The organism is Kribbella sp. NPDC049174 (assembly GCF_043197365.1).
Taxonomy (GTDB): domain Bacteria; phylum Actinomycetota; class Actinomycetes; order Propionibacteriales; family Kribbellaceae; genus Kribbella.
The window spans coordinates 864,481-890,193 of record NZ_JBICSZ010000003.1; the positions used below are offsets into that span (position 1 = coordinate 864,481).

Annotated in this window: 26 protein-coding genes; 9 read left to right on the forward strand and 17 right to left on the reverse strand. The window is 69.5% G+C overall.

Annotation, left to right across the window (positions count from 1 at the left end):
- Positions 1 to 24: 24 nt before the first annotated feature.
- Complete coding sequence (gene grpE, locus ACGFIF_RS21535; RefSeq protein ID WP_393156663.1) at positions 25 to 738, reverse strand: nucleotide exchange factor GrpE; 714 nt, start codon at positions 736 to 738, stop codon at positions 25 to 27.
- Positions 735 to 2,597 carry a molecular chaperone DnaK gene (gene dnaK, locus ACGFIF_RS21540; protein ID WP_393156664.1) on the reverse strand — a complete coding sequence of 621 codons (1,863 nt, stop codon included), beginning with the start codon at positions 2,595 to 2,597 and terminating at the stop codon, positions 735 to 737. Before dnaK ends, grpE begins: the two co-directional genes overlap by 4 nt.
- A 289-nt stretch (positions 2,598 to 2,886) precedes the next feature.
- On the opposite strand from dnaK, the gene ACGFIF_RS21545 reads away from it, so the two are divergent.
- From ACGFIF_RS21545 to ACGFIF_RS21555, 3 genes are all read left to right on the forward strand, one after another.
- Positions 2,887 to 3,357, forward strand: a complete 471-nt coding sequence (locus tag ACGFIF_RS21545; protein WP_393156665.1) for a GNAT family N-acetyltransferase — start codon at positions 2,887 to 2,889, stop codon at positions 3,355 to 3,357.
- A 151-nt stretch (positions 3,358 to 3,508) separates the two neighbouring features.
- Entirely contained in the window at positions 3,509 to 3,940 is a 432-nt protein-coding gene (locus ACGFIF_RS21550; protein ID WP_393156666.1) for a phosphoribosyltransferase family protein, read from the forward strand.
- 145 nt (positions 3,941 to 4,085) lie between these two features.
- Complete coding sequence (locus ACGFIF_RS21555; RefSeq protein ID WP_393156667.1) at positions 4,086 to 5,000, forward strand: type IV toxin-antitoxin system AbiEi family antitoxin domain-containing protein; 915 nt, start codon at positions 4,086 to 4,088, stop codon at positions 4,998 to 5,000.
- A gap of 21 nt (positions 5,001 to 5,021) precedes the next feature.
- Here the strand turns inward: ACGFIF_RS21555 and hutI are convergent, their stop codons facing one another.
- From hutI to hutH, 9 genes are all read right to left on the reverse strand, one after another.
- On the reverse strand, positions 5,022 to 6,182 hold the full coding sequence (hutI, locus tag ACGFIF_RS21560) for an imidazolonepropionase (protein WP_393156816.1): 1,161 nt from the start codon (positions 6,180 to 6,182) through the stop codon (positions 5,022 to 5,024).
- The gene (locus tag ACGFIF_RS21565; RefSeq protein WP_393156669.1) at positions 6,182 to 7,492 is read right to left on the reverse strand and encodes a formimidoylglutamate deiminase; all 1,311 of its coding nucleotides are present in this window, start codon (positions 7,490 to 7,492) and stop codon (positions 6,182 to 6,184) included. Before ACGFIF_RS21565 ends, hutI begins: the two co-directional genes overlap by 1 nt.
- Positions 7,489 to 8,661 (reverse strand): allantoate amidohydrolase, encoded by a 1,173-nt coding sequence (locus ACGFIF_RS21570; RefSeq protein WP_393156817.1) that lies wholly within the window; start codon positions 8,659 to 8,661, stop codon positions 7,489 to 7,491. The genes ACGFIF_RS21565 and ACGFIF_RS21570 overlap by 4 nt, the downstream gene beginning before the upstream one ends.
- Positions 8,662 to 8,672: 11 nt before the next feature.
- The gene (locus tag ACGFIF_RS21575; protein WP_393156670.1) at positions 8,673 to 9,614 is read right to left on the reverse strand and encodes an ABC transporter substrate-binding protein; all 942 of its coding nucleotides are present in this window, start codon (positions 9,612 to 9,614) and stop codon (positions 8,673 to 8,675) included.
- A 105-nt stretch (positions 9,615 to 9,719) separates the two neighbouring features.
- Positions 9,720 to 10,370 carry an ABC transporter permease gene (locus ACGFIF_RS21580; RefSeq protein WP_393156672.1) on the reverse strand — a complete coding sequence of 217 codons (651 nt, stop codon included), beginning with the start codon at positions 10,368 to 10,370 and terminating at the stop codon, positions 9,720 to 9,722.
- A gap of 1 nt (position 10,371) precedes the next feature.
- Positions 10,372 to 11,031, reverse strand: a complete 660-nt coding sequence (locus ACGFIF_RS21585; RefSeq protein ID WP_393156674.1) for an ABC transporter permease — start codon at positions 11,029 to 11,031, stop codon at positions 10,372 to 10,374.
- Positions 11,028 to 12,026 (reverse strand): ABC transporter ATP-binding protein, encoded by a 999-nt coding sequence (locus tag ACGFIF_RS21590; RefSeq protein WP_393156675.1) that lies wholly within the window; start codon positions 12,024 to 12,026, stop codon positions 11,028 to 11,030. Before ACGFIF_RS21590 ends, ACGFIF_RS21585 begins: the two co-directional genes overlap by 4 nt.
- A 137-nt stretch (positions 12,027 to 12,163) precedes the next feature.
- Positions 12,164 to 13,819, reverse strand: a complete 1,656-nt coding sequence (hutU, locus tag ACGFIF_RS21595) for a urocanate hydratase (RefSeq protein ID WP_393156676.1) — start codon at positions 13,817 to 13,819, stop codon at positions 12,164 to 12,166.
- Positions 13,820 to 13,839: 20 nt separating this feature from the next.
- On the reverse strand, positions 13,840 to 15,450 hold the full coding sequence (gene hutH / locus ACGFIF_RS21600; RefSeq protein WP_393156677.1) for a histidine ammonia-lyase: 1,611 nt from the start codon (positions 15,448 to 15,450) through the stop codon (positions 13,840 to 13,842).
- A gap of 41 nt (positions 15,451 to 15,491) precedes the next feature.
- Between hutH and ACGFIF_RS21605 the strand changes: the two genes are divergently transcribed.
- From ACGFIF_RS21605 to ACGFIF_RS21615, 3 genes are read left to right on the forward strand one after another with little or no spacing between them, the layout of a single operon-like run.
- Positions 15,492 to 16,388, forward strand: coding sequence for a GNAT family N-acetyltransferase (locus ACGFIF_RS21605; RefSeq protein WP_393156678.1), 897 nt, complete (start codon positions 15,492 to 15,494; stop codon positions 16,386 to 16,388).
- Entirely contained in the window at positions 16,388 to 16,579 is a 192-nt protein-coding gene (locus ACGFIF_RS21610; RefSeq protein ID WP_393156679.1) for a hypothetical protein, read from the forward strand. The genes ACGFIF_RS21605 and ACGFIF_RS21610 overlap by 1 nt, the downstream gene beginning before the upstream one ends.
- A gap of 23 nt (positions 16,580 to 16,602) precedes the next feature.
- Positions 16,603 to 17,361, forward strand: a complete 759-nt coding sequence (locus ACGFIF_RS21615; RefSeq protein WP_393156680.1) for an IclR family transcriptional regulator — start codon at positions 16,603 to 16,605, stop codon at positions 17,359 to 17,361.
- Positions 17,362 to 17,406: 45 nt separating this feature from the next.
- Here ACGFIF_RS21615 and ACGFIF_RS21620 read toward each other — a convergent pair whose 3' ends face one another.
- From ACGFIF_RS21620 to ACGFIF_RS21630, 3 genes are all read right to left on the reverse strand, one after another.
- Positions 17,407 to 18,828: an aromatic amino acid lyase gene (locus tag ACGFIF_RS21620; protein ID WP_393156681.1), complete on the reverse strand. Its 1,422-nt coding sequence runs from the start codon at positions 18,826 to 18,828 to the stop codon at positions 17,407 to 17,409.
- Between the two features lie 120 nt (positions 18,829 to 18,948).
- On the reverse strand, positions 18,949 to 19,194 hold the full coding sequence (locus ACGFIF_RS21625; protein WP_393156682.1) for a type B 50S ribosomal protein L31: 246 nt from the start codon (positions 19,192 to 19,194) through the stop codon (positions 18,949 to 18,951).
- Positions 19,191 to 20,297, reverse strand: coding sequence for a CobW family GTP-binding protein (locus ACGFIF_RS21630; RefSeq protein WP_393156684.1), 1,107 nt, complete (start codon positions 20,295 to 20,297; stop codon positions 19,191 to 19,193). Before ACGFIF_RS21630 ends, ACGFIF_RS21625 begins: the two co-directional genes overlap by 4 nt.
- 124 nt (positions 20,298 to 20,421) lie before the next feature.
- On the opposite strand from ACGFIF_RS21630, the gene rpmG reads away from it, so the two are divergent.
- Together rpmG and rpsN are read left to right on the forward strand one after the other, a co-directional pair.
- Complete coding sequence (rpmG, locus tag ACGFIF_RS21635; protein ID WP_360449989.1) at positions 20,422 to 20,589, forward strand: 50S ribosomal protein L33; 168 nt, start codon at positions 20,422 to 20,424, stop codon at positions 20,587 to 20,589.
- Between the two features lie 3 nt (positions 20,590 to 20,592).
- Complete coding sequence (gene rpsN / locus ACGFIF_RS21640) at positions 20,593 to 20,898, forward strand: 30S ribosomal protein S14 (RefSeq protein WP_393156685.1); 306 nt, start codon at positions 20,593 to 20,595, stop codon at positions 20,896 to 20,898.
- Between the two features lie 6 nt (positions 20,899 to 20,904).
- Here the strand turns inward: rpsN and ACGFIF_RS21645 are convergent, their stop codons facing one another.
- Entirely contained in the window at positions 20,905 to 21,744 is an 840-nt protein-coding gene (locus ACGFIF_RS21645) for a hypothetical protein (RefSeq protein WP_393156686.1), read from the reverse strand.
- Positions 21,745 to 21,920: 176 nt separating this feature from the next.
- Here ACGFIF_RS21645 and ACGFIF_RS21650 point away from each other — a divergent pair, with 176 nt between their 5' ends.
- Entirely contained in the window at positions 21,921 to 22,463 is a 543-nt protein-coding gene (locus ACGFIF_RS21650) for a hypothetical protein (RefSeq protein WP_393156688.1), read from the forward strand.
- Here ACGFIF_RS21650 and ACGFIF_RS21655 read toward each other — a convergent pair.
- Together ACGFIF_RS21655 and ACGFIF_RS21660 are read right to left on the reverse strand one after the other, a co-directional pair.
- Entirely contained in the window at positions 22,445 to 23,122 is a 678-nt protein-coding gene (locus ACGFIF_RS21655; RefSeq protein WP_393156689.1) for a response regulator, read from the reverse strand. The genes ACGFIF_RS21650 and ACGFIF_RS21655 overlap by 19 nt on opposite strands.
- Positions 23,119 to 25,698 (reverse strand): DUF4118 domain-containing protein, encoded by a 2,580-nt coding sequence (locus ACGFIF_RS21660; protein WP_393156690.1) that lies wholly within the window; start codon positions 25,696 to 25,698, stop codon positions 23,119 to 23,121. Before ACGFIF_RS21660 ends, ACGFIF_RS21655 begins: the two co-directional genes overlap by 4 nt.
- Positions 25,699 to 25,713 lie beyond the last annotated feature (15 nt).

A 25,713-nucleotide genomic window follows, 5' to 3' on the forward strand; every position in this document is an offset into this window, starting at 1 on the left:
ACGCCTCCCCTCCCGCCAGGTCTGTTACTCCGCAGACTTGTCTGCGGGCTGGTCGTCATCAGTGCTCTCCACCGGTACGTCGGCCTTGGCGGCGTCGGCCGGCAGTTGCTCGGTCGGCTCCGAGACGGCCACCCGGGCCGCACGCAGGACTCGCTCGCCGAGGCGGTACCCCGGCTGCATCACCATCGTCGCGGTCGGGCCGTCCACCTCGTCGGAGTAGTTGTGCAGCAGGGCCTCGTGGATCCGCGGGTCGAAGGGGTCGCCCTTCTCGCCGTACCGCACCAGGCCGAGCTTCTCGGTGACCCGCTCGAGCGACTCGGAGACCGCCTTGAACGCGCCCTCCAGCTCACCCGCCTCGCGGGCCCGGCCGATGTCGTCCAGGATGCCGAGCAGCTCGGTCAGCACCGAGCCGATCACCAGCTCCCGCGACGCCTCGCGGTCCCGGTCCACCCGGCGCTTGTAGTTGACGTACTCGGCCTGCAGTCGCTGCAGGTCCGCCGTACGCTCGGCCAGCGCCTCGGTCAACAGAGCCTCCTGGGCGGACGGGCCGATCAGGTCCGACGGGTCCCGCGGCGGTTGCGCGCCCGGGGTGCCCGGCATGCCCGGTGCGGCGCCGGCCGCGGGAGCGTCCGACAGGGACGTCTCCCGCAGCTCGCCGGTGTCCGGGTCGATCCGGCGCTTGTCCCGGACGACGGGGTCACCGTCGCCGAACTCGCTGCCAGTCGGTCGATCCGTCACTTGTCCTCCGTCTTGTCCTGCGGCCGGTCCTCGTCCACGATCTCCGCGTCGACGACGTCGTCGTCGCTGCTCGAGCTCGCGGTGTCGTCGGACGACGCGCTCTCCTCGGATCCGCCGGCCGCCTGGGCGTTCGCGTACATCGCGGCACCCATCTTCTGGCTGGACTGGGCGAGCTTCTCCGACGCGGCCTTGATCGCGTCGGCGTCGTCACCCTCGAGCGCCTTCTTCAGCTCGGCGACGCCGTCCTTGACCTCGGTCTTGACGTCGTCGGGAACCTTGTCCTCGTTCTCGGACAGGAACTTCTCGGTCTGGTAGACGAGGCCCTCGGCCTGGTTGCGGCTCTCCACCGCCTCGCGGCGCAGGCGGTCCTCCTCGGCGTACTGCTCGGCGTCGCGGACCATCTTGTCGATGTCGTCCTTCGGCAGCGCCGAACCGCCGGTCACCGTCATCCGCTGCTCCTTGCCGGTGGCCAGGTCCTTGGCGTTGACGTGCACGATGCCGTTCGCGTCGATGTCGAAGGTGACCTCGATCTGCGGCACGTTCCGCGGCGCCGGCGGCAGGCCGGTCAGCTCGAAGTTGCCCAGCGACTTGTTGTCCCGGGCCATCTCGCGCTCGCCCTGGTAGACCTGGATCATCACCGACGGCTGGTTGTCCTCGGCCGTGGTGAAGATCTCCGAGCCCTTGGTCGGGATCGTGGTGTTGCGCTCGATGATCTTGGTGAACACGCCGCCCTTGGTCTCGATCCCGAGGCTCAGCGGGGTCACGTCGAGCAGCAGGACGTCCTTGACCTCACCCTTCAGCACACCGGCCTGCAGGGAGGCACCGACGGCGACGACCTCGTCCGGGTTCACACCCTTGTTCGGGTCCTTGCCACCGGTTAGCTCCTTGACCAGCTCGGCCACCGCGGGCATCCGGGTCGAACCGCCGACCAGGATCACGTGATCGATCTTCGCCACGTCGATGCCGGCGTCCTTGATGACGGCCTTGAACGGGGCGCGGGCGCGCTCCAGCAGGTCGTTGGTCATCTTCTGGAACTCGGCCCGGGAGAGCTTCTCCTCCAGGTGCAGCGGTCCCGACTCGGTCAGGCTCAGGTACGGCAGGTGGATGGTGGTCTCGGCCGCGGCGGACAGCTCGATCTTGGCCTTCTCGGCGGCCTCGCTGAGCCGCTGCATGGCCATCTTGTCGCCGGACAGGTCGGTGCCGTTCTTGTTCTTGAACTGGGTCACCAGCCAGGAGACGATCCGGTTGTCCCAGTCGTCACCGCCGAGGTGGTTGTCACCGCTGGTCGCCTTCACCTCGAAGACGCCGTCGCCGATCTCCAGCAGCGACACGTCGAACGTGCCACCACCGAGGTCGAAGACCAGGATGGTCTGCTCGGTGCCCTTGTCCAGGCCGTAGGCGAGCGCGGCCGCGGTCGGCTCGTTGACGATCCGGTGCACCTTCAGGCCGGCGATCTCACCGGCCTCCTTGGTCGCCTGGCGCTGCGCGTCGGAGAAGTAGGCCGGCACGGTGATGACCGCGTCGGTGACCTGCTCCCCGAGGTACGCCTCGGCGTCCCGCTTCAGCTTCTGCAGCACGAACGCGCTGATCTGCTGCGGGGTGAACTTCTTGCCGTCGATGTCCACGCTCCAGGCCTCGCCCATGTGGCGCTTGACCGAGCGGATGGTGCGGTCGACGTTCGTGGTGGCCTGGCGCTTCGCCACCTCGCCGACCAGGACCTCGCCGTTCTTGGCGAAGGCCACCACCGAGGGCGTCGTACGCGCTCCCTCGGCGTTGGGGATGACGGTGGGCTCGCCACCTTCCAGTACGGCGATGACGGAGTTCGTCGTACCGAGATCGATACCGACCGCGCGGGCCATGTGCTTACCTCCACGAAGTTGAGTGATGCGGACTCAATGTTGCCTTCCAGCCGCCCCGGTTTCAAATCCGTGACCGAGCAGACTTGAGTACACCTGACTCAACATGGCATACGGCCGGCTCATTCCCAACCCGGCCCCCGGTTTCCCAGGGCTCGCCCAGGGTCCTCCCCCGGCCCGGACCCGGGAATCTCCGGTCCGGCGACCCTTCGATGCACCGGAATCCGGACGCCCGCACCCCTGCCGCGGCAAAGGCTTTCCGTGGGATGGTGTGACAGTGAAGCTCCGCCCCATGACCTCCGCTGACGACGCCGCGGTTCTTGCCCTGAACATCGCCGCGGAAGGTCTGGTCGAGCCGCTCGGACCGGACCGGCTGGACTGGCTCCGACTGATCGCCGCGCACGCCGCCGTGGTCGACCTGGACGACGAGGTGGCGGCCTTCGTCCTCACCTTCGCGCCCGGCTCCGCGCACGACAGCCTCGACTTCCAATGGTTCGCCGGCACCTATGTCGACCGCTTCCTCCACCTGGACCGCATCGTGGTCGCCGAGCCGCACCGCCGCAAGGGCATCGCGACCGCGGTCTACCGCGCCGTCGAACGCTCCGCCAAACCCTTCGACCGACTGGTCTGCGGCATCCGCTCCGACCCGCCCGACGTCGCCGGCCTCGCCTTCCACGCCGGCCGCGACTTCGTCGAGGTCGGCAAACTCCGTCGTCCCGACGGCACCACCACAGCCCTGTGTTCGAAGGAGCTCACCGACTAAATCGGGTGCGTGGCCGGCGACTTCCGGTCACCCTTGAGCCATGACCACACAGCTGCAGGAGCGACTGCGCAACGCCTTCGTCTGGCGCACGGACCGCGGCGCCTGAAGCAACTACGCCGACGTCACCGGCTGGTGGCGCGACGCCGAGCTGTTGCGTGACCTGGGGCCCGCGCTGGGCCGTCTGTACGACGTGACGCCGACAGTCGTGGTGGGTCCGGTATCTCGCGGGTCGATGCTCGGTGCGTTGACGGCGGCGGCGCTGGGAGTCGGGTTCGCCGAGATCCGGAAGAACAACGGCCAGGCAGCCGACAGCGATCGTTGGGTACTGCGGACGACCGGGCCGGACTACCAGGATCGGCACATCGTCTTCGGGTTTCGCCACGGCCTGGTCAAGGCCGGTGATCGGGTCCTGATGGTCGACGACTGGGCCGATACCGGTGCGACCGCGCTGGTCGCCCGTGCCCTGGTCGAGGACTGTGGCGCCCACTGGATCGGCGCTGCCTGTGTCGTCGACGGCCTCGGCAACGCGCGACTGCGCCACGACCTTCCGCTTCGCAGCCTGATCGACGTACGTCGGCTGTGAAGTTGCGGACCGCCAGGCCATCACAATCGCCTCTCGTCCCCACCCGTCCGTGGGAGCTGAGGGCTAGACACCGAATGTGATGGCCTGGCGGTCTGCCTGTGGGTAACCACGGCCCGCCTCGCCGCAATTGAGCGACCATCGTGGGATGTCCGAGGTCATCGAAGTGCTCCAGCGGCGCGGAGGGACGGCAACCTTCGCCGAACTGCGAGCTGGCGTCTCCGGCCGTGCGATTCGCAGCGCCTTGGCCGACGGAGCGATCCGCCGGATTGCCAAAGGCATCTATGCGATGCCTCCGGCCGCCGATCCACTCGCTGCAGCCAGGGCCCAGGGAGGGATCGTGTCGCATCTCAGTGCCGCCGTCCTGCACGGATTCTCGGTGCTCGACCTGCCGGACAAGCCGCACATCACCGTGCCGCGCGGGCAGCACCGTCGGCTGAGTCCGGTGGATTGCGAACTGCACTGGGCCGACGACGTCCCCTCCGACGGGCGCCTGACGGGCAAGCTCCGAACCGTCCTGGACTGCACACGTACCTTGCCGTTCGCCGCGGGTCTCACCGTCGCGGACTCGGCGCTCCGGCTCGCCGCGTTCGACCGATCGCGACTGTTGGTCGCGGCCGCCGAACTCAGCGGTCCCGGCTGCCGTCGGGCCCGCCGGGTGGCGGCGGCCGCGGACGCCCGGGCTGAGTCCGCGCTGGAGTCTGCCCTGCGCGCCCTTCTGATCGAGGCCGACATCGACGGCTTCGAACCTCAGGTCGTGGTTCGGGACCGCGGCTTCTCCGCCCGGATCGACCTGGGGCACCCGGAGCTGCTGATTGCCCTCGAGGCCGACAGCTTCGCTCATCACGGCACGCGCAGTGCGCTCACCCGAGACTGCCGCCGACACGTCAATCTCACGATTCGCGGCTGGCGCCTGCTCAGGTTCTCGTGGGAGGACGTGATGTTCGACCCCGCCTGGGTGGTGGATGCGATCGGGCAGGCGATGGGCGGATCTCCAGGCCATCGCAATCCACGCGAGACCGCCATCGCGAGCCGTGGCCGGCGAGTACTGCGGCAATTGTGATGGCCTGGAGATCCGCCACCTCTAAACCGGACGCCCGCCCACGAACGTCCGGGTGACGAGCGGTACGCCGGGGCGGTAGGCGAGGTGGATGTACGACGGTGCATCGAGAACGGCCAGGTCCGCACGTGCCCCAGGCACCAACCGGCCGACGTCGGTACGACGAAGTGACGCGGCACCGCCCGCCGTCGCGGACCAGATGGCCTCGGCTGGAGTCATGTGCATCTCGCGAACGGCCAGGGCGACGCAGAGCGGCATGGAGGAGGAGTAGCCGGAGCCCGGATTGCAGTCGGTGGCGAGGGCAACGGTCACGCCGGCGTCGAGCAGCCGACGGGCATCCGGGTACGGCGAACGCGTCGAGAACTCGACCGCGGGAAGGAGGCCCGCGACCACGCCCGTCGAGGCGAGAGCATCGATGTCGGCGTCGGTGAGATAGGTGCAGTGATCGGCTGCCGCCGCACCGACTGAGCAAGCCAGCTGCACGCCCGGGCCCTCGCCCAGCTGATTGGCGTGGACCCGGGCCTGCAGACCCTTTCCTTGGCCGGCCGTCAGGATCGCCCGGGCCTGGTCCTCGTCGAAGGCGCCGCGTTCGACGAACACGTCGACCCACTTGGCGTACGGCGAACTCGCCTCGAGCATTGGGCCGGTCACGAGCGCCACATAGCCGGCCGGGTCGTCGGCGAACTCCGCCGGTACGACGTGCGCCCCCAGATAAGTCGTCTCCTCGGTGAACTGACCCGCGATCTGGAGCGCCCGCGCCTCGTCCGCGACCGTCAGCCCGTACCCGGACTTGATCTCGACCGTGGTGGTGCCCTGCCGCCGCATCTCGGTCACCAGCCGAGCCACGTTCGCCGTCAGCACCTCATCGGTGGCCTGCCGGGTCGCCGCCACCGTGGTCCGGATCCCGCCCGCGGAGTACGGCGTACCGGTCATCCGGGCGGCGAACTCCTCGGCCCGGTCACCGGCGAACACCAGATGCGCATGCGAGTCCACGAACCCCGGGATCACCGCCCGCCCACCGAGGTCCAGCGCGGAATCCGCAGCCGGGGCGTCGCGACGGGAACCCACCCACGCGACCTTGCTGCCCTCGATCACCAGCGCTGCGTCCCGCACCTCGCCGAGCAGCTCGCCACGCGCGGGGTCGTTGGTCACCAGCGAACCGATACCGGTCAACAACAGCGACATCATTCGGTCACCGCCGCGATCGAGGCGGCCAGTTCCGCCGGCACGTCCAGCATCATATGATTGCCCGCAGCAACCATCTGTTGCCCGCCGACGATCACGTCACTGACATCGGCGGCCGACGCCGCGAAGGCGATGGTTTCCACAGTTCCTCCGGTCCCCGCCGTACGCGCGCTGTCCAGCCGGACGGCGACCAGATCCGCGCGGGCACCCACCTCGATCGCCCCGGCGTCGTCGAACCCGAGCGACCGGTGCCCATCGACCGTCGCGGCCTTGAGCAGCTCGGCCGCGGACCAGTGGCCGCGCTCCTGGGAGGCGAGTCGCTCGTCCAGTTCCACCGCGCGCATCTCCTCGAACAGATCGATCACCGCGTGACTGTCCGACCCGAGTGTCAAGGGCGACCCGGCATCGCGCAGCGCCGCCGACGGACCGATGCCGTCGGCCAGATCCCGCTCGGTGGTCGGGCAGAAACATGAGTACGTCGCCGAGCTGCCGAGCAGGCCCACGTCGACGTCGGTCAGATGGGTCGCGTGGACGGCGCTCGTCCGCCCGCTGAGGAAGCCGGTCTCGTCGAGGACCTGGGCCGGCGTACGACCGTAGGCGTCCAGGCACGCGGCGTTCTCGCCGACCTGCTCGGACAGGTGGATGTGCAAGGGTGCGTTCGGCAACGCCGATGCGACAGCGCCGAGTTGGTGCTGGGGCACGCCGCGCACCGAATGCGCCGCCGCGCCGATCACGACATCGTCGGAGCCGGTCAGCAACGAGACCCTGGAGGCCCAGCCCGCGGCGTCGCCGTCACTGAACCGTTCCTGGACCGAGTTCAGTGGCTGGTCGATGCCGCCGGCGACGTAACACGTGTCCAGCAAGGCGATCCGGATCCCCGCGTCCCGGGCCGCCGCGATCAGCGCCGTACCCATCGCGTTCGGATCGGCGTAGCGACGACCGCCCGGTGCGTGATGCAGATAGTGGAACTCGCCGACCGCGGTGATCCCGGCCAGCACCATCTCGCCGTACGCGGCCCGGGCGAGCTGGTAGTAGGTCTCCGGAGTGAGCATCGAGGCGACGGCGTACATCTGCTCGCGCCAGGTCCAGAACGTGCCACGCTCGGTCTGCGTCCGGCCGCGCAAGGCGCGGTGGAAGGCGTGGCTGTGGCAGTTCGCCAACCCGGGCAACACGAGGCCGATCAGCCGGATCGCGTCACCCGGATCCGCGTCGGTCTCGACCGCGGCGAACCGTCCGTCGACGATCGTCACCAGCACCCGCTCGGCGACCCCGGTCGGGAGGAGCGCGCTCGAGCACCAGTACGACGTCACTTCGCGAGATCCCTCAGTACGGCGGCCAACGCGTCGACGCCGGCCAGGCAGTCGTCCATCTCCGCGTACTCGGCCGGCGAGTGCGAGATGCCGGTCGGGTTGCGCACGAACAGCATCGCGGTCGGGATGCCGGCAGCCGAGAACACGCCGGCGTCATGCCCGGCACCGGTCGGCAACACCGGCGCACCATCCAGCACGTCGACCAGCCGGTCCCGCAATCCGGCCGGGAAATCGACCACCGGCGACACCGACTCCGGTACGACCTCGAGCGTCGTACCGTCGCGCTCGGCGCGCTCTGTGGCTTGTTTGGTGATTGCTGCCAGCAACAATTGCAGCGTTGCGTCGTCGGCGGCGCGTGCGTCCAGCCAGGCGGTCACCTGGGACGGCACGGCGTTCGTGCCGTTGGGCTCGACCGACAGACGGCCGAAGGTCGCGCGGGCGCCGGCCAGGCGGGCCTGTTTGTTCGCGGCCAGTGCGGTCATCGCGTAGGTGAGCATCGGGTCGTGCCGGTCTTCCATCAGCGTCGTCCCGGCGTGGTTGGCCTCGCCGCCGAAGGTGAACCGATACCGCCCGTGCGGCCAGATTGAGCTGGCCACACCGACCGGTGCCGTCAGCCCGCGGCCCTGCTCGACGTGCAACTCGACGAACGTCCCCATCCGCTTCAGCAACGGCGACGGCCCGACACCCGCCGGATCCGTCCCCGCCGCCTCCAACGCCGCGGCCAGCGAAACCCCTGATCTGTCCGTCAACGCCAGTGCCTTGTCAGCCGGCAACACCCCCGTCGCCACCCGAGACCCAAGACAAGGCATCCCGAACCGCGACCCTTCCTCCTCCACAAAAGCACCCACCCCGATCGGCACCGACGGCGTAAACCCCTCCGCCCGCAACCGATCCACAGCCGCCAGCGCAGACACCACACCAAGCGGCCCGTCGAATGCCCCACCATCAATCACAGAATCCAGATGGCTCCCGGTCACCACACCAGCACCCTCTGAAGGACCCCACCAGGCGACGTGGTTGCCGATGCCGTCTGATTCGATGGTGAGGCCTCGGGTGGTGCCCTGGTCGAGGAACCAGTGGGTTGCCTCGCGTTCGGTCGGCGTCCAGCCGCCGCGGCGGTAGGCCCCGGTGTCGGGGTCCCGGCCGACGGCGGCCAGCGCCGCCCACATGTTCTCGAAGCTCAAGACAACGGGTTCTTCGACAGCCAGTCCTTGGCGACCGCGTTCGGCGACTCCTTGTCGACGTCGATGCGCTTGACCATCTCGGTCAGCCCGTCCGTGGTCAGCTTGGCCGAGACCGCGTTCAGCGTCGACGCGACGTCATCCGACTTGTGGTCGGTCCGGATCAGCGGAACGATCGCGTTCGGCGGCAGGATGTTCTCCGGGTCCTCCAGCATGACCAGGTTGTTGTCCTTGATCAGCGACTGGGTGGTGAAGAAGTTCGACACCTGGATCTGGTTGTCCAGCAGCGCCTTCAGGCTCAGCGGGCCACCCGCGTCCAGCGTCTTGTACTCCTTGCCGAACTCGACGCCGTACTTCTCCTTCAGACCCTTCAGCCCGGCGTCACGCACCTTGAACTCGGAGCTGCCGCCCGCGGCCATGTCCTTCGCGACCGCCTTCAGGTCGGCCAGCGACTTCAGGCTGTACTTGTCCGCGGTCGCCTTGGTCACCACGATGGTGTCTTCGTCGGCCGCCGGCGACTTCTCCAGCACCTCGAGCCCGGACGGCAGCGAGGCCTTCAGCGCGTCGTACGTCGCCTGGTCCTCGGTCTCGGTCGCGTCGGTCTTGAAGTAGTGCAGCGCGGCGCCGGTGTACTCCGGCAGCAGGTGCACCGAGCCGTCCTTGATCGCGGCCATGTAGGTCTCGCGGTTGCCGATGTTCGGCTTCTGGGTGACCTCGATGCCCTTGGCGGCCAGCGCCTGACCGTAGATCTCGGCCAGCAGCTGGCTCTCGGAGAAGTCCGCCGAACCGACGGTGATGCTGGTGACCTTGTCCGGCGCGGGCGAGGAACCCGCGTCGCTGTCGCCCAGCTGATCGCCTCCACCCCCACAGCCGGCCAGGCCGGCCAGGCCGAGCACCGCCACCCCGGCGATCGCAGTACGGATGAGTGTGGATCTCAACACGAGAGCCTCCAGTGTCTCGTCAGCCACCGGCCGTTGCCGGTGGATGTTTCGGTGGGGCGGTTCATCAGATTCATCAGGTTCATCAGATCAGGCCGGTCCGACACTTCAGTCGACCTTCAGGCCGTCGGACACGACCACCCGGCCGAGGACGGCGAACATCACGTCGAGCAGGATGGCGAGCAGGGCCACCAGCAGGGCGCCGGTGAACATCTGCGGGAAGTCGCGGAGCTTCAGTCCGTCGACCACGTAGCGGCCGAGGCCGCCGAGCGAGACGAGCGCGGCGATCGTCGCGGTCGAGACGATCTGCAGGGTCGCGCCGCGCAGACCGGAGATGATCAGCGGCATCGCGATCGGGATCTCCACCTTGGTCAGGATCTCGCGCCCGGTCATCCCCATCCCCCGGGCGGCGTCGATCGTGGCCGGATCGACACCGGAGACACCGGCGTACGTCGAGGCCAGGATCGGCGGGACACCGAGCGCGACGAGCGCGATCAGCACCGGCAGGAACCCGATCTGGTCGGTCAGCAGCACCGCGATCATCAGCAGTCCCAGGCTCGGCAGCGCCCGCGCCGCGTTGCCCAGGTTGATCGCCAGGAACGCCCCGCGCCGGGTGTGGCCGATCCGCAACCCCACCGGCAGCGCGATCGCCGCGGAGAGCCCGAGGGCGGCGAACGTGTACCAGACGTGCTCGATGATCCTGGCCCAGATCCCTTCCGGGCCGGACCAGTTGAACGGGTCGGTCAGGTATTCCCACATGTCAGGCCACCTCCACCGGAGGAGCGGCGATCACGCGGGCCCACGGAGTGAGGACGCGCTGGAGCCCGACCAGGGCCAGGTCGGCCAGCAGCGCCAGCAGCAGGGAGAGCACCACGCCCACCACGACCGGGGTGAGGAAGTCCCGCTGGAAGCCCAAGGTGAACAACTCGCCCAGGCCGCCGATCCCGATCACCGCGCCGACGCTCACCATCGAGATGTTCGCGACGGTGACGACGCGCAGACCGGCGAAGATCACCGGTACGGCGATCGGCAGGTCGACCGCGATCAGCCGGTGCATGGAGCCGTACCCGACCGCGACCGCGGACTGCCGGACTTCGACCGGCACGGAGCGCAGCCCGTCGATCACGTTGCGGATCAGCAGCGAGACCGTATAAATGGTCAGCGCCACGATGATGTTGACCGGGGACAGCACCTTGGTGCCGAGGACCGCCGGCAGCACGATGAACAGCGCAATCGAGGGCACTGAGTACAGCACGCCGCCGAGGGCGATCAGCGGGTTCGCCAGCCAGGAGAACCGGGTCGCCACGTAGCCGAGCGGCACCGCGATCAGCAGTCCGAGAATGACTGGGATGATCGCCAGGTAGATATGCTCGCGCAGCTGTTCCCAGATCAGGTCGAGGTTGTCGGCGATCCAGCTCATGGGCGGAGCGCCTCAGCGACGATCACCTGGTCGACCACCCCGACCGCCTTGCCGTTGTCGTCCACGCAGACGCCCCAGCCGGTCGGAGAGGTCAGTACGGCGTCCAGCGCGGCACGCAGCGAATCAGTCCGCTTGAAGACAGCGCCGATGGGCAGCATCTCGTGGTCGGTGCGCCAGCCGACCGGCACACCGTCATCGTCCAGCACGAGCTCCGGCGGCAACGGCTTGACCGGCAACTCGTCAGGGTGCACGAAGGTGAGCGCACGATAGCCGCGGTCCTGCCCGACGAAGCCGCGGACGAACTCGTCGACCGGGTTCGCCAGTAGCTCGGACGGCGGCGAGAGCTGGGCCAGCTTGCCGCCGACCCGCAGTACCGCGACGTTGTCGCCGAGTTTGATCGCCTCGTCGATGTCGTGGGTGACGAAGACGATGGTCTTGCCGATATCGCGTTGCAGCCGGAGCAGCTCCTCCTGCAACTGGTGCCGGACGATCGGGTCGACGGCGCTGAACGGCTCGTCCATCAGCATGATCGCCGGGTCGGCCGCCAGTGCTCGCGCGACGCCAACTCGTTGCTGCTGGCCACCGGACAGCTGGGCCGGATACCGCTCGGCCAGCTTGAGGTCGAGGCCGACGCGCTCGAGCAGTTCCATCGCGGTGTCGCGGGTCTTGCGCTTGTCCCAACCGAGCAGCTTCGGCACCGTGGCGACGTTGTCCACCACTGTCTTGTGCGGGAACAGCCCGGCGTGCTGAATCACGTACCCGATCCCTCGCCGCAACGCGACCGGGTCCTTGCCGGTGATGTCCTCGCCGTCGATCGAGATCGTCCCGCTGGTCCGCTCGATGGTGCGGTTGATCATCCGCAAGGAGGTGGTCTTGCCGCAGCCCGAGGGGCCGACGAACACAGTGATCTGACCGCTCGGGATCCGCAGGGACAGTGTGTCGACGGCGACGGTGCCGTCCGGATACCGCTTGGTGACGTCCTCGAACTCGATCATGGCGCCCCTTCGCGCTCGTCGTCGGTCGCCCGATCGACCCTAGCGGAACGGGAGACCGAAGCCACGTGATCGCCCGGTTTCCCATCCCTCGGAAAGTGCACCATAGCGGTAGAGAATGCTAGGGTCGCACTCCGTGATCAGGACTCCTGCATCGGAACCCTGACCCCTCGTTCGGCGGCAACCTCCGCTGCCGTGTCGTAGCCGGCGTCGACGTGCCGGATGACACCCATCGCCGGATCGTTGCTGAGTACCCGTTCCAGTTTCTGCCGGGCCAACTCGGTGCCGTCGGCAACCGATACCTGGCCGGCGTGGATGGACCGGCCGATGCCGACGCCGCCGCCGTGGTGGATCGACACCCAGGACGCGCCGCTGGCCACGTTCACCATCGCGTTCAGCAACGGCCAGTCCGCGATCGCGTCCGAGCCGTCCAGCATTCCTTCGGTCTCCCGGTACGGCGACGCGACGCTGCCGGTGTCCAGGTGATCCCGCCCGATCACGATCGGGGCCTCGAGCTCGCCGGAGGCAACCATCTCGTTGAACCGGACGCCGGCCTTGTCCCGCTCGCCCTGGCCGAGCCAGCAGATCCGGGCCGGCAGACCCTGGAACGCGACCCGCTCGCCGGCCAGCTTGATCCACCGGGTCAGGTGCTCGTTGTCCGGGAACAGATCGAGGATGGCCTGGTCGGTCTTGGCGATGTCGGCCGGGTTACCGGACAGCGCGGCCCACCGGAACGGGCCCTTTCCCTCACAGAACAAGGGCCGGATGTACGCCGGCACGAAGCCGGGGAACTCGAACGCCCGCCCGTACCCGGCTTTGCGGGCCTCGTCGCGGATCGAGTTGCCGTAGTCGAACACCTCGGCGCCCGCGTCCTGGAAGCCCACCATCGCGGCGACGTGCCGAGCCATTGATGCCTGTGCGCGCTCGGTGAAGCCGGCCGGGTCCTTCTCGCGGGCAGTGGTCCAGTCGTCGAAGTCGATCCCCACCGGCAGGTACATCAGTGGGTCGTGCGCCGAGGTCTGGTCGGTGACGATGTCGATCGGAGCGCCGAGCTCCAGCAGCTCCGGCACGATCACCGCGGCGTTGCCCAGGACACCGATCGACAACGGCCGCCGGGCCTTCGTGGCCTCCTCGGCCAACCGCAACGCCTCGTCCAGCGAACCGGCGCGAACATCGAGGTACCGGTGCTCGATCCGCCGGTCGATCCGGGTGGCGTCGACGTCGATGCAGATCGCCACGCCGTCGTTCATCGTCACGGCCAGCGGCTGCGCACCGCCCATGCCGCCGAGCCCGGCGGTCAGCGTGATGGTGCCGGCCAGCGAGCCGCCGAACTTCTTCTCGGCCACCGCACCGAACGTCTCGTACGTGCCCTGCAGAATGCCCTGGGTGCCGATGTAGATCCACGAGCCGGCCGTCATCTGGCCGTACATCGTCAGCCCCATCGCCTCCAGCTTGCGGAACTCCTCCCAGGTGGCCCAGTCGCCGACCAGGTTCGAGTTCGCGATCAGCACCCGCGGTGCCCACTCGTGCGTCTGCATCACACCGACCGGACGGCCGGACTGCACCAGCATCGTCTCGTCGTCCTTCAGCGTGGTCAGCGTCCGGACCATCGCGTCGAACGAGTTCCAGTCCCGGGCCGCCTTCCCGGAGCCGCCGTACACGACCAGCTCGTCGGGGTGCTCGGCCACCTCGGGGTCGAGGTTGTTCTGCAGCATCCGCAGCGCGGCCTCCTGCTGCCAGCCGCGGGCGGTCAGGGTGGTACCGCGGGGTGCGCGCACGGGACGGGGTCCGGACATGGGTGATCCAGCCTTTCTGCTCAGGACAGCGGGCCGGTGACGGCCTCGGTCGCTTCGATATAGGTGCCGTCGGCAACAAGGCGGACGGAGTGCTCGATCTCGGGAGCCAGGTGCCGGTCGGTGCCCGGCCCCTCGACATGCTCCCGGAGGGCGGCCCGGACGGCGGCGGTGGCCGGCGCCGGGGTCAGCGGCGCGCGCAGGTCGAGCGCCCGCGCGGCGGTCAGGATCTCGACGGCGAGGACGCGCTGCAGCCCGTCGATCGCCCTGCGCAGCTTGCGTGCGGCCGACCAGCCCATCGAGACGTGGTCCTCCTGCATCGCACTGCTCGGGATGGAGTCCACACTGGCCGGTACCGCGAGCCGCTTCAGCTCGGACACGATCGCGGCCTGCGTGTACTGCGCGATCATGTGGCCACTGTCCACGCCGGGATCGTCGGCCAGGAACGCGTTCAGCCCGTGGTTCCGGGCGACGTCCAGGAATCGGTCGGTACGACGCTCGCTGATGCTGGCCAGGTCGGCCACGGCGATCGCGAGGAAGTCGAGCACGTAACCCACGGGGGCACCGTGGAAGTTGCCGTTCGACTCGACGCGACCGTCCGGGAGCACCACCGGGTTGTCGATCGCGGCGGCGAGCTCGCGGTCCGCGACCGTGGCCGCGTGCGCCGCGGTGTCGCGAGCAGCGCCGTGCACCTGCGGCGAACAGCGCAAGGAGTAAGCATCCTGGACCCGGTTGCACTCGGGACCGCGGTGGCTCGCGACGATCGCGCTGTCGGCGAGGATCGCACGCAGGTTGGCGGCGGCGGACCGCTGCCCCGGATGAGGTCGCAAGGCCTGCAGGTCGTCGGCGAACACCCGATCGGTGCCGAGTTGTCCTTCGACACTCATCGCGGCGGCGAGGTCAGCGGTCTTGAGCAGCCGTTCGAGGTCGGCGAGGGCCAGCACCAGCATGCCGAGCATGCCGTCGGTGCCGTTGATCAGGGCGAGACCTTCCTTCTCCGCGAGCACGACCGGCGTCAGGCCGTGTGCTCGCAGCGCCTCGCCGGCGTCGAGAAGGTTGCCTTCGACATCTCGCACCTGGCCTTCGCCCATCGCCGCGAGAGCGACGTGGGACAACGGCGCGAGGTCACCGGAACAGCCGAGGCTGCCGTACTCGTGCACTACCGGAGCCAAGCCGGCGTTGAGGAGGCCGGCGTACGCCTGGGCCGTCTCGACCTTCACCCCGGTGCGGCCGGTCGCGAGGGTCGACAACCGGAGCAGGGTGAGGGCTCGGACGACCTCGGCCTCCACCTCGGGGCCGGAGCCGGCCGCGTGCGATCGGACCAGGCTGCGCTGCAACTGGGCGCGCAGTTCCGGTGCGATGTGCCGGGTCGCGAGCGCGCCGAAGCCGGTCGAGACGCCGTAGTGCGGGGTCTCGGCGTGGGCGAGTGCCTCGATCGCGGCCCGCGACTTCGCGATCTCCTCGAGCGCCTGGTCGTCGATCCGGACCCGGGCCCCGTGCCGTGCCACCGCTACGACCTCGGCCGCACTCAGCGGCCCGACGCCGACGATCACCTCGTTCTGCTCATCCACGCGTTCATTCCACCGCGCGGCACCGGCAACCGACAGCAGCGCCGTGCACTTTCTGTCTCGCATCTGAGACATCCGATGGACCGCCCGGCGCATAGGCTTCAGGAATGGTGTTCGAGATCCGGACGGCGGGGCCGGAGGATGCGGTGGGGATCGCCCGGGTCTGGGCCGCCGCGATGCCGCAGCTGGTGAAGACGGCACGCGGAATCGAGGCCGAACTCCGCAACAGCACGCGCCGGATCGTGCTGGTCGCGGTCGACGGTTCCGACGTGGTCGGCTTTGGGAACGTGTTCCTGCCCGACCCCGGCGCCGAAGCGCCACGGGTGCGGATCTCCGTGCAGGTGCCGCCCGAGTTCCGCCACCGCGGCATCGGCAGCCGGCTGGCCGAGGCGATCTGCGCGGAAGCCGAGCAGGCCGGTGCGGCCGGCCTGCTGGTCGTGGTCGAGGACAGCGACGAGGCCAAGGAGTTCGCGATCCGGCGAGGGTTCACGATCGGCCGCCGGATGAGCCACTCGCGTGCGGACCTGAGCGCCGTACCCGAGCCTGTGCCCGCGCCCGACGGGTTGCGCGTGACCGATCTCGAGCAGGTGGAGCCGGAGCAGCTGTGGCGCGCGGTCGTGGCCGTCGCTGAGGGCGATCCGAGCGGTCTTTCGTTCGCACCGCCGTACGACGAATGGCTGGCAACCGACTGGGGACACCCGGATCTGCGCCGCGACCTCAGTGCCGCGGTGCTCGACGGTGACACAGTGCTCTCGTTCGTGATCACCACGGCCGATCCGGAGCGGCGGGTGATCTGGTCCAACCTGACCGGCACCATCCCGGCGCAGCGCGGTCGCGGGCTGGCGAAAGTGGTGAAGTCGGCGGCTCTCGCACGCGCCCGGGACGCGGGATTCGCCCAGGCATACACCGGCAACGACGCGGGGAACGCGCCGATGCTGGCAGTGAACACGTGGCTCGGCTACACAGTGTCGTCGGCCGCCTGGACCGCGGAGAAGGCCCTCTGATGCGTCTGTTTCTCGTACTCGCGTTCTTCGGCGTGCTCTCGCTCAGCGCCGGAGTCCTGATGTCGGGTGACGACCAGGACGTCGACTGGCTGATCGCCGGCGGGCTGTTCGGGGTCGCGCTGGCCGGCGAGGGGGCCCGGCTGTGGTTGCGCCGCGGCCGCGCCAAGTCCCACGAATCGTCCGGAATCTGAACCTTCGCGGTTACGCTGCCGTTGTGAGCGGCAACGTTCCCGCCTCGACCCGCACTCTGCGGGTGCTGACGTTCCTGGCCACCCAGCCCGGTCCGGTGCCGATGGAGCGCATCGCCTCCGCGGTCGGCCTGCCGCGCTCGTCGACGTACCACTTGCTGCGGGCAATGATGGACGAGGGTTTCGTCGTGCACCTGCCGGAGGAGAAGCGGTACGGGCTCGGGGTCGCGGCGTTCGAGATCGGCTCGGCCTACCTGCGCCACGATCCGCTCGAGCGACTCGCCCGCCCACTGCTCGTCCAGTTGGTCGCGGAGGTCGGCCAGACCGCGCATCTCGGCGTACTGCACGGTCGTGAACTCGTCTACCTCCTGAAGGAGCAGCCGCCCCGCCCGGTCACCCTCGTGACGGACGTCGGCGTACGCCTCCCGGCCACCCTGACCGCCTCCGGCCGCGCCCTGCTCGCCGAGCTCCCGCCGGCGCAGGTCCGTGCGCTGTTCCCGGGCCCGGAGAGTTTCGTACGGCGTACCGAGCACGGACCGCAGTCGCTGAGTCAGCTCCGCCGCCTGCTCGCCGACGAGAAACGCCAGGGCTTCGCCGTCGAGGACTCCTTCATCAGCCCAGGCCTCTCATCCGTGGCCAGCGCAGCCGTCGACCACGCCGGCCACCCGGTCGCCGCAATCAGCGTCACCTTCCGCACCGACGCCGTACCTCCCACCGACCGCCACCTCCTAGCCCACCGCATCCGCCAAGCCGCCACCGCCCTAACCCGCCGCCTCCACGGCTAACTACCCCACGCGTGCTACGCAGCCGCTCCTCCACCACACCCAGCTCTAACCCGATTCGGCGGGATGTTCGACCTGGCGGTCGCCCCATTGCGTCAGCACACCGCGGGCGATCTCCAGGTCCTCTCGCAGCGACCGGTCGGCGAGGTCGCCCGGCAAGGTGGCCAGCGCGTCGGCCAGCCACGGTCCGACCGCCGCCGGGGCGAGATCGTCAGGCGTCAGCCCGGCGAGGCGAATTGCCCGTACCGCGGTGACCAGCTCACTCGCCAGCACCTCACGCAGTGCGTCGAGGAGTTGCGCGGTCAGTACGGCGGCCTGTGGCGCGAAGCTGGCGTGGTGCTCGGCTCCTCGTGACAGCGTCGCCGTACCGAGGGTCGCGGGCTGCGCCGACGAACGGACCGCGGCCAGCGCGTCGTGCGCGACGTACTCGATCATCATCACGCCCGAGCTCGCCTCCGCACCGCTGGCCAGGAACCGGCTCAGCCCGGAGAATTCCGGATCGACCAGGTTCGCGACGCGGGACGTCGACAGGGTGGCCACGCTGTGCAGACTCAGCCGGAGCGAGTCGAGGGCGAGCGCGATCGGCATCGCGTGCCAGTTGCCGTTGTGCAGCACGGTGTCGCCGGCCACCAGCGGGTTCTCCGCGGACGCGTTGATGTCGATCCGCAGACTGTTGCCCAGAGCATCCACATGGTCGACGGCCGGACCGAGCACCTGGGCGAAGGCTCTGAGTCCGAAGGGGTCCTGGACCCGCACCGGTGGGATCGGCAGGTCGTCGAGCAGTCCGCGCATCCGGCGCGCCACCCGGACCTGTCCCGGTTGCGGCCTGGCCTCGTGGACGCGGACGTCGTACACCTCGGCGTTGCCGCGGAGCGCGACATGCGACAGAGCACCGACCAGCGGTACGACGTTGATCAGCGTGGCGGCCTCGACATACGCGAGACAACACTCGGCCAAGGTGATCGCGTTGCTCGACAGGAGCGGCAGTGCGCTGGTCCCGTCGACGACGGCGCCGAGGGCGAGCCCGAGCTCGGCCAGCGGACCGAGGTCGCCGGTCCCGATCGCGCCACCCCGGTGCAGGTCGGGCAGCTCGTCATCGTTGAGCAGAGCAACGATCGCGTCGGCGACGTCGGGGTCCAGGCCCGATCCACCGACCGCGAGCTGGTTGACCCGGATCAGCAGCCCGAGCCGGACCACATCCTTCGGGTACGACGTCGTACCCGTGGTCGAGTGCGATCCGAGCAACCGCGCCCCGTGCTCCGGATCCGACGTGAGCACATCCCGATTGGCGCCGACCCCGGTCGTCCGCCCGTAGACCGGCCGATGGCGCGCCACCTCGGCGACCGCCAGGGCCGACTCGCTCATCCGTTTCCGGGCGTCGTCACTCAACCGCACCGCGGTCCGGCGCTGCCCGAGCGCGACCGCTTCCAGCGGGGTCAGCCCGACCCCGGAGATCTCCACCGGCTCCACGGACCCAGTGTGATCCGCCCCACGCCCCCAGGCAGCAACCTGGCCACCGTTGCCGTCTCGCATCCGAGACAAGAACAGCCCGCCGCCTCCGGGGAGACGACGGGCTGAAAAGACCAGGGGCTACTTCTGGCCGTAGCGCTTCTTGAACTTCTCCACGCGACCCTGGGTGTCCATCACACGCTGCTGGCCCGTGTAGAACGGGTGGGTGGCGGACGAGATCTCGACGTCGACGACCGGGTAGGTGTTCCCGTCGTGCCACTCGACGGTCTCGTTGCTCTCGCGCGTCGAACCGGTGAGGAAGCTGAAGTCGCCGGACTTGTCCCGGAAGACGACCCGGCGGTAGTCGGGGTGAATGGCCTTCTTCATGCTGCGGTACTTCCTTCCAGATAAGGGGCGAACGGATCGGTCAGGGGGTGGACCGCTTCATCCGCACGCAGGACACAACCATCGAGGCGCTCCCGTAATTCCCGGACGTCCAGACCGACCCCGGTGATGGACAGGTACGTGGCCCGGTCGCCGTACTCCGGGTGCCACTCCAGGGCCGAGCGGGCCTGGTGCTGCTGTCCGACGCCGGACCACCGGTCGGCCGGGAGGTCGGCCAGCCACGGGCCGAGCACGCCGATCGAGATGTTCGTGCCGAAACTGTCCCAGCTGAGGCGGCTGCGGTGCTGGGTCGCGAGCCACACGGTCCCCCGGCCCCGCGCCGTACCGGCGACCAGATCCTCCAGCGCGTCGTACAGGCGCTCGGGGTGGAACGGCCGGTCCGACTGCCAGACGAGCGTCCGCACCGGGCCGTCATCCACCGGCGCACTGATCGAACCAGGCTCCGTCCAGGTCTCAGCCGCGTCCGGATGATGCAGACGTACGCCGAGCAGCCCGGTCGGTGTGGTCCGGATGAGCAGCTGCGGATTGATCGCCCGCACCAGCGCCCGGACGGTCTCGTCGTCACTGCTGAGCACTGCCGCGTTCGCGTACTCGAGCTGATGGGCGATCACCTCGGCGATCGCGCGGCCATCCTCCGAGGCGGTCGGGATGCCGCGATCCTGGATCAACTGGTCGCCGGTGAGGTCCTCGACGACGCTGCCGGCGTCGACCGTGGTCACCACCGCGTCCACCCGGAGCTCGTCGGCGGCGTCGCGGGCGATCTCCTCGGCCAGCGCCTGGGTGTCCCCCGCGCCCGGCACCGACACGATCGCGACGTCATACCGCTCGACCGCCGCGATGCTGACCAGCAGCGCGACCAGTGAGCCGCGCATCGCGCAGGACACGCACGGGTGCCCCATCCGGATCACCTCTCGGTCGATCACCCCGCCGGCGGTTCTGGCGATCCGTACGACGGACCCGCCGGTCAGACCGCTCACGTCGTACTCGACGAGCACCCCGGACGGACCGGCGGCGGCGAGCAGATTGCCCCCGACGGCGGCACGGAACGGCTCGTCGACACCCGTCAGCACGGTCACCGGTAGCATCAGCACTCCCGCCTTATTGAAAACGATAACCAGTACAACGTACACTCCGGATCGGAATAGCGGCCACCCGGCCGGTGTTCTCCCCAGCGAGGGTCACCCGCCAGGTGATCCAGGAAAGGACAGTATGGCCAAGCGCAACGACCTCCGCCCGATCGTCAAGCTGCGGAGTACGGCGGGAACCGGCTTCACCTACGTGACCCGGAAGAACCGGCGGAACAACCCCGACCGGCTGGTGATGCGCAAGTACGACCCGGCGGTCCGGCAGCACGTCGACTTCCGCGAAGAGCGGTAGGGCGTGGCCAAGACCAGCAAGGTCGCCAAGAACGAGCAGCGCAAGCAGACGGTCGCGCACTATGCCGAGCTCCGGGCCGAGCTGAAGGCGATCATCGCGGACCCGGGGTCGACCTTCGAGGAACGCGGTGAGGCCCAGCTCAGGCTGCAGAAGCTCCCGCGGGACGCGAGCCCGGTCCGGGTCCGCAACCGCGACGTCGCCGACGGCCGCCCACGCGGCTACCTGCGCAAGGCCGGCATCTCCCGCATCCGCTTCCGCACCATGGCCCACCGCGGCGAGCTCCCCGGAGTCACCAAGTCCTCCTGGTAGTGCGGGTCAGAGGCGGTTGTAGGCCTTCAGGGTGCGGAGTGCGTGGACGGTGAGGATGCCGCGGTACTCGAGAGTGGCGGCGGCGCTCGGGGGTTCCCAGGTGAGGGTCCAGCCGCCGTCGTCCTGCTGGTCCGCGACCAGGCGATCCAGGTGTCCCTCGATCTGAGCGTCGTCGAACAGCGGGCGCCAGAAGCTGTCCGGGGTCGGGGCGAGGTGCAGCGGGGTCACGCCGTACGACGGGTCGGCGGCGTCGGCCCGGTACCACTTCAGCTTCGGCAGCCAGTCGCGGACCTGGTCGAGGTCGACCTCGGTGTGTTCCAGGAACTCCATCGCCTCGTGCATGCCGTGGGCGTCCTCAGGGAAGCCCTCGGCCAGCTGGGCGGCACACCAGGCGGCGGCTCGCTCACGCCACGGGTGCTCGACCCCGAGCTTGTGCAGCCGGCCGACCAGACCGGCCGTCGGGTTGAGATCGGGCTGGTAGGTCCACTCGCTCATGTGCTCGGCCCGCGGGTATCCCTCGATCACCGGGGAGGCCAGCGAGACCGCACCTTCCGGGGTCGCCGTCTTGTCCAGCCAGTCCGTAGCGCGCCGGACCATCTCGTCGTCCCGGGCGCCGGACGCGATCAGGGTGTCGAACGCGACCTCCACGTCGAGCGACAGACTGTCCGGGCAGCGCTTGTCCGGCTCCAGGCCGTGCCCGAAACCGCCGTCCGCGTTCTGGTAACCGCGCAACGCCGCCACGACCCCGGCCGGGTCGGCGTCCTCGAAGATCGTGGCGAACAGCCGGCTCTCGACCAGCCGCGCCTCCCGCCGTACAAAGTCCCGGCCTGCGCTGAAGATGTCCATGCCCTCACCTTGGCGCAGCCCACCGACAAAGTCTTGAACGAAACAGACATCGGCAGTGTGCTCAGCAAAGGCAGCAGGCTCCTGAAAGGCATTCGTTGGCAGGTAGATCTGCGCGGTTGACAGCTCTGGCAAACGGCTGAACTCTAGGTCTAGAAGGCAGACGTTCGGAGTACGTCGTGATCGTCATCCTGGGGCTCATCATCTTGCTCGCCGCGGTGATCATCGGCATGGCCGGTGTTCTCGGCAACAGTGGCGGCGCGGATACCCTCACCGACGACGGGTTCGCGGTGTTCGGCTACCACGTGACCGGCTCCACCGGCACCCTGTTCCTCTACGGCATCGTGGTCGGGGCGGTTGCCCTGTTCGGGTTGACCCTGCTGCTGGCCGGCGCGCGCCGCACCTCCCGCCGCGGCAGCGCGGCGCGCCGCGGGCTCAAGCAATCCCGCCGCGAGACCGCCGCTGCCAGCCAGGCTCGCGACGACCTCATCGACGAGCGCGACACCGCCCGCGCCTACACGGCGAGCGCGCTGGGGAACGGCACGCCCCGCGGCGAGCGCCAGCTCGACCCAGACGACGATCGCCGGAGCAGGCTGCACCTCTTCGGGCGCCGATCCGCTCCCCGGGAGGCCCCTGCCACACCCCCAGAGTCGCCGACCAGCCAGCCGCCCCCCGATGACCCTGGCGATCGGCCCGCCGGCGCTCAGGGTTCGAAGCGGTAGCCCATCCCTGGTTCGGTGAGCAGGTGTTTCGGCCGGGCCGGGTCCTGCTCGAGTTTGCGGCGGAGCTGGCCCATGTAGAAGCGAAGGTTGCCGCTGGCCGTCTCGTAGCCGGGGCCCCAGACCTCGGTGAGGAGCTGGCGTTGCGACATGAGCTTGCCCGGGTGCCGGACCAGGACCTCGAGCAGGTGCCACTCGGTCGGCGTCAGCCGGATGTCCTCACCATTCCCGAGGGTGACCCGCTTGGCCGCGAGATCGACGGACGCACCGCCGACGGTCACGACCGGCTGGTCCTGGGCCAGGTTGCTGCGACGCAGTACGGCGCGCATCCGGGCCAGCAACTCGTCGATCCCGAACGGTTTGGTCACATAGTCGTCCGCGCCGGCGTCCAGTGCCTCGACCTTGTCCGTCTGGTCGGTCCGGCCGGACAGCACCAGGATCGGTGCATCGGTCCAGCCGCGCAGACCACGGATCACCTCGACCCCGTCGAGGTCCGGCAACCCGAGGTCGAGGATCACCAGCTCCGGCGGATGCTGCCCCGCCACCTTGAGCGCGGCGGTGCCGCTGCCGGCCAGGAACACCTCGTAGCCACGGGCCTTCAGATTGATCTGCAAGGCCCGGACGATCTGCGGCTCGTCGTCGACCACCAGAACCCTGGTCATTCGTGCACCTCCGGTTCGGACCGTTCCCGGGCGCCCGGGACCGGCGCGTCGGCCGGCTTCACGGTCGCCGTCGGGATCGCGACCACCATGGTCAGCCCGCCACCGGGAGTGTCCTCCGGCTGCAGGGTGCCGGCCATCGCCTCGGCGAGACCACGAGCCAACGCGAGGCCGAGACCGACCCCGACCGTGTTGTCCGTGTCGCCGAGCCGCTGGAACGGCGCGAAGACCCGATCCCGGTCCGCCCGTGGGATCCCCGGCCCGCGATCGACCACGCGGATCTCCACGGTGTCGCCCAGCGAGCTCCCGGTCAGCAGCGGCGGCCGCCCGGCCGGCGAGTAGCGGATCGCATTCGCGACCAGGTTCGCGATCACCCGCTCCAGCAGCGCCGGATCGGCGTCGACCAGCGGCAGCGTGTGCGGGATGTCCACGATGACCTTGTCGCCGTCGTCGCCGAGCTCGGCCAGTACGCCGGGCATCACCTCGTCCAAGGCCATCGGCCGGGTGAACACCGGCAGTACGCCGGCCTGCAGGCGACTGAGGTCGAGCAGGTTGTCCACCAGGCGCGAGAGCCGGTCGAGCGACTCGTCAGCCGTCTCCAGGAGTTCTGCCCGTTCGGACTCGCTCCAGTCGACGTCATCGCTGCGGAGACTGGTGACGGACGCCTTCGCCGAGGCCAGCGGCGACCGGAGATCATGGCCGACCGCCCGAAGGAGCGCCGTACGGAGCTTGTCGGCCTCGGCAAGCGGTTTCGCCTCCGCGGCGGCCTCGCTCAGCCGGGCCTTGTCGACCAGCGCGGCCGCGTGGGCGGCGAACGCCCCGACCAGCCGTCGCTCATCCGCGGCCAGCCGGCGGCCCTGCAGGACCAGGACCAGGTTGTCCCGTCCGGGGATCTCCGCATCGCCGTCCTCGGGTCGGCGGCAGGTCGGCGTACCGGCGGAGGCGATCGGTCGCCAGACCTCGGTCAGCTCGTCGTCGTCCACCCGCTCCATCAGTACCGCGCCGGTCATCCCGAAGGCCTCGCGGACGCGTTCCAGCAGCGCGGGCAATGCGGTCTCGCCGCGGAGTACGGACCCGGCCAGCGTGGCCAGGGTCTCGGACTCGGCGGCGGCCCGGGCCGCCTGTCTGGTCCGTCTGGCCGCCCGGTCGACGACCGAGCTCACCATCGCCGCGACCAGCACGAAGATCGCCAGCGCCAAGGCGTTGTTGATCTCGGAGATGGTGAAAGTTCGGGTGGGTGGCGTGAAGAAGTAGTTCAGGACGACGGTGCCACCGATCGCGGTCAACAGCGCCGGCCAGAGCCCGCCGACGAGGGCGACCACGACGACCGCCAGCAGGAAGGCGAGCACGTTGCTGGTCAGGTTGAGGTGGTCCCCGCCCAGCCCGAGCACCAGCGCGAGCAGCGGCGGCAGTACGACGGCCAGCACGAAACCCTCGATCTTGCGCCGCCGGGACAGGCTGCCGCGCAACCGGGGCAGCCGGCCGCGGCCCATCTGCGAGTGGGTGACGAGGTGGACGTCGATGTCGCCGGAGTCGCGGATCGTGCTGACCCCGATCCCCGGACCGGTCAACAGCGAGGAGACCCGGGACCGGCGGCTGCCACCCAGCACCAGTTGGGTGGCGTTCTCGGCCCGGGCGAACGACAACAGCGCGGCCGGGACGTCGTCGCCGACCACCTGGTGGTAGGTGCCGCCGAGGCTCTCGACCAGATTGCGCTGCTCGGCGAGGCGTTTCGGGTTCGCGCCGGTCAGGCCGTCGGAGCGGGCGACGTGGACAGCGAGCAGGTCCCCACCGGAGGACCTGGCGGCGATACGGGCGGCACGCCGGATCAGTGTCTCGCCCTCGGGGCCGCCGGTGAGGGCGACCACCACCCGCTCCCTGGCTTCCCAGGTCGAGTCGATGTCATGTTGAGCACGGTACTGCTGCAGGCCGGCGTCCACCCGGTCGGCAAGCCACAGCAGCGCGAGTTCACGCAGGGCGGACAGGTTGCCGACCCGGAAATAGTTGCCCAGGGCAGCATCGATCTTGTCCGCCGCGTAGACGTTGCCGTGCGCCATCCGGCGGCGCAGCGCCTCCGGCGTCATGTCGACCAGCTCGATCTGGTCCGCGGCCCGGACCACCCGGTCCGGCACGGTCTCCTGCTGCGGTACCCCGGTGATCTTCTCGACCACGTCGTTGATCGACTCGAGGTGCTGGATGTTGACCGCCGAGATCACGTCGATGCCGGCGGCCAGCAACTCGTCGATGTCCTGCCAGCGCTTCTCGTTCCGGCTGCCCGGCACGTTGGTGTGCGCCAGCTCGTCGACCAGGGCGACGTCCGGCCGGCGGGCCAGGACGGCGTCGACGTCCAGCTCGGTGAAGCTGGCGCCGCGGTAGTCGAGAATCCGCCGCGGCACCACCTCCAGGCCTTCGAGCATCTCGGCGGTGTGCTGCCGGCCGTGGGTCTCGACGAACCCGACCACCACATCGGTGCCCCGGGACAGCCGCCGCTGCCCCTCGCCCAGCATCTTGTAGGTCTTCCCGACGCCGGGCGCGGCACCCAGGTAGATCCGCAGATGCCCGCGGCCCGTCTTGCTCATGTCTCCATGCTCTCA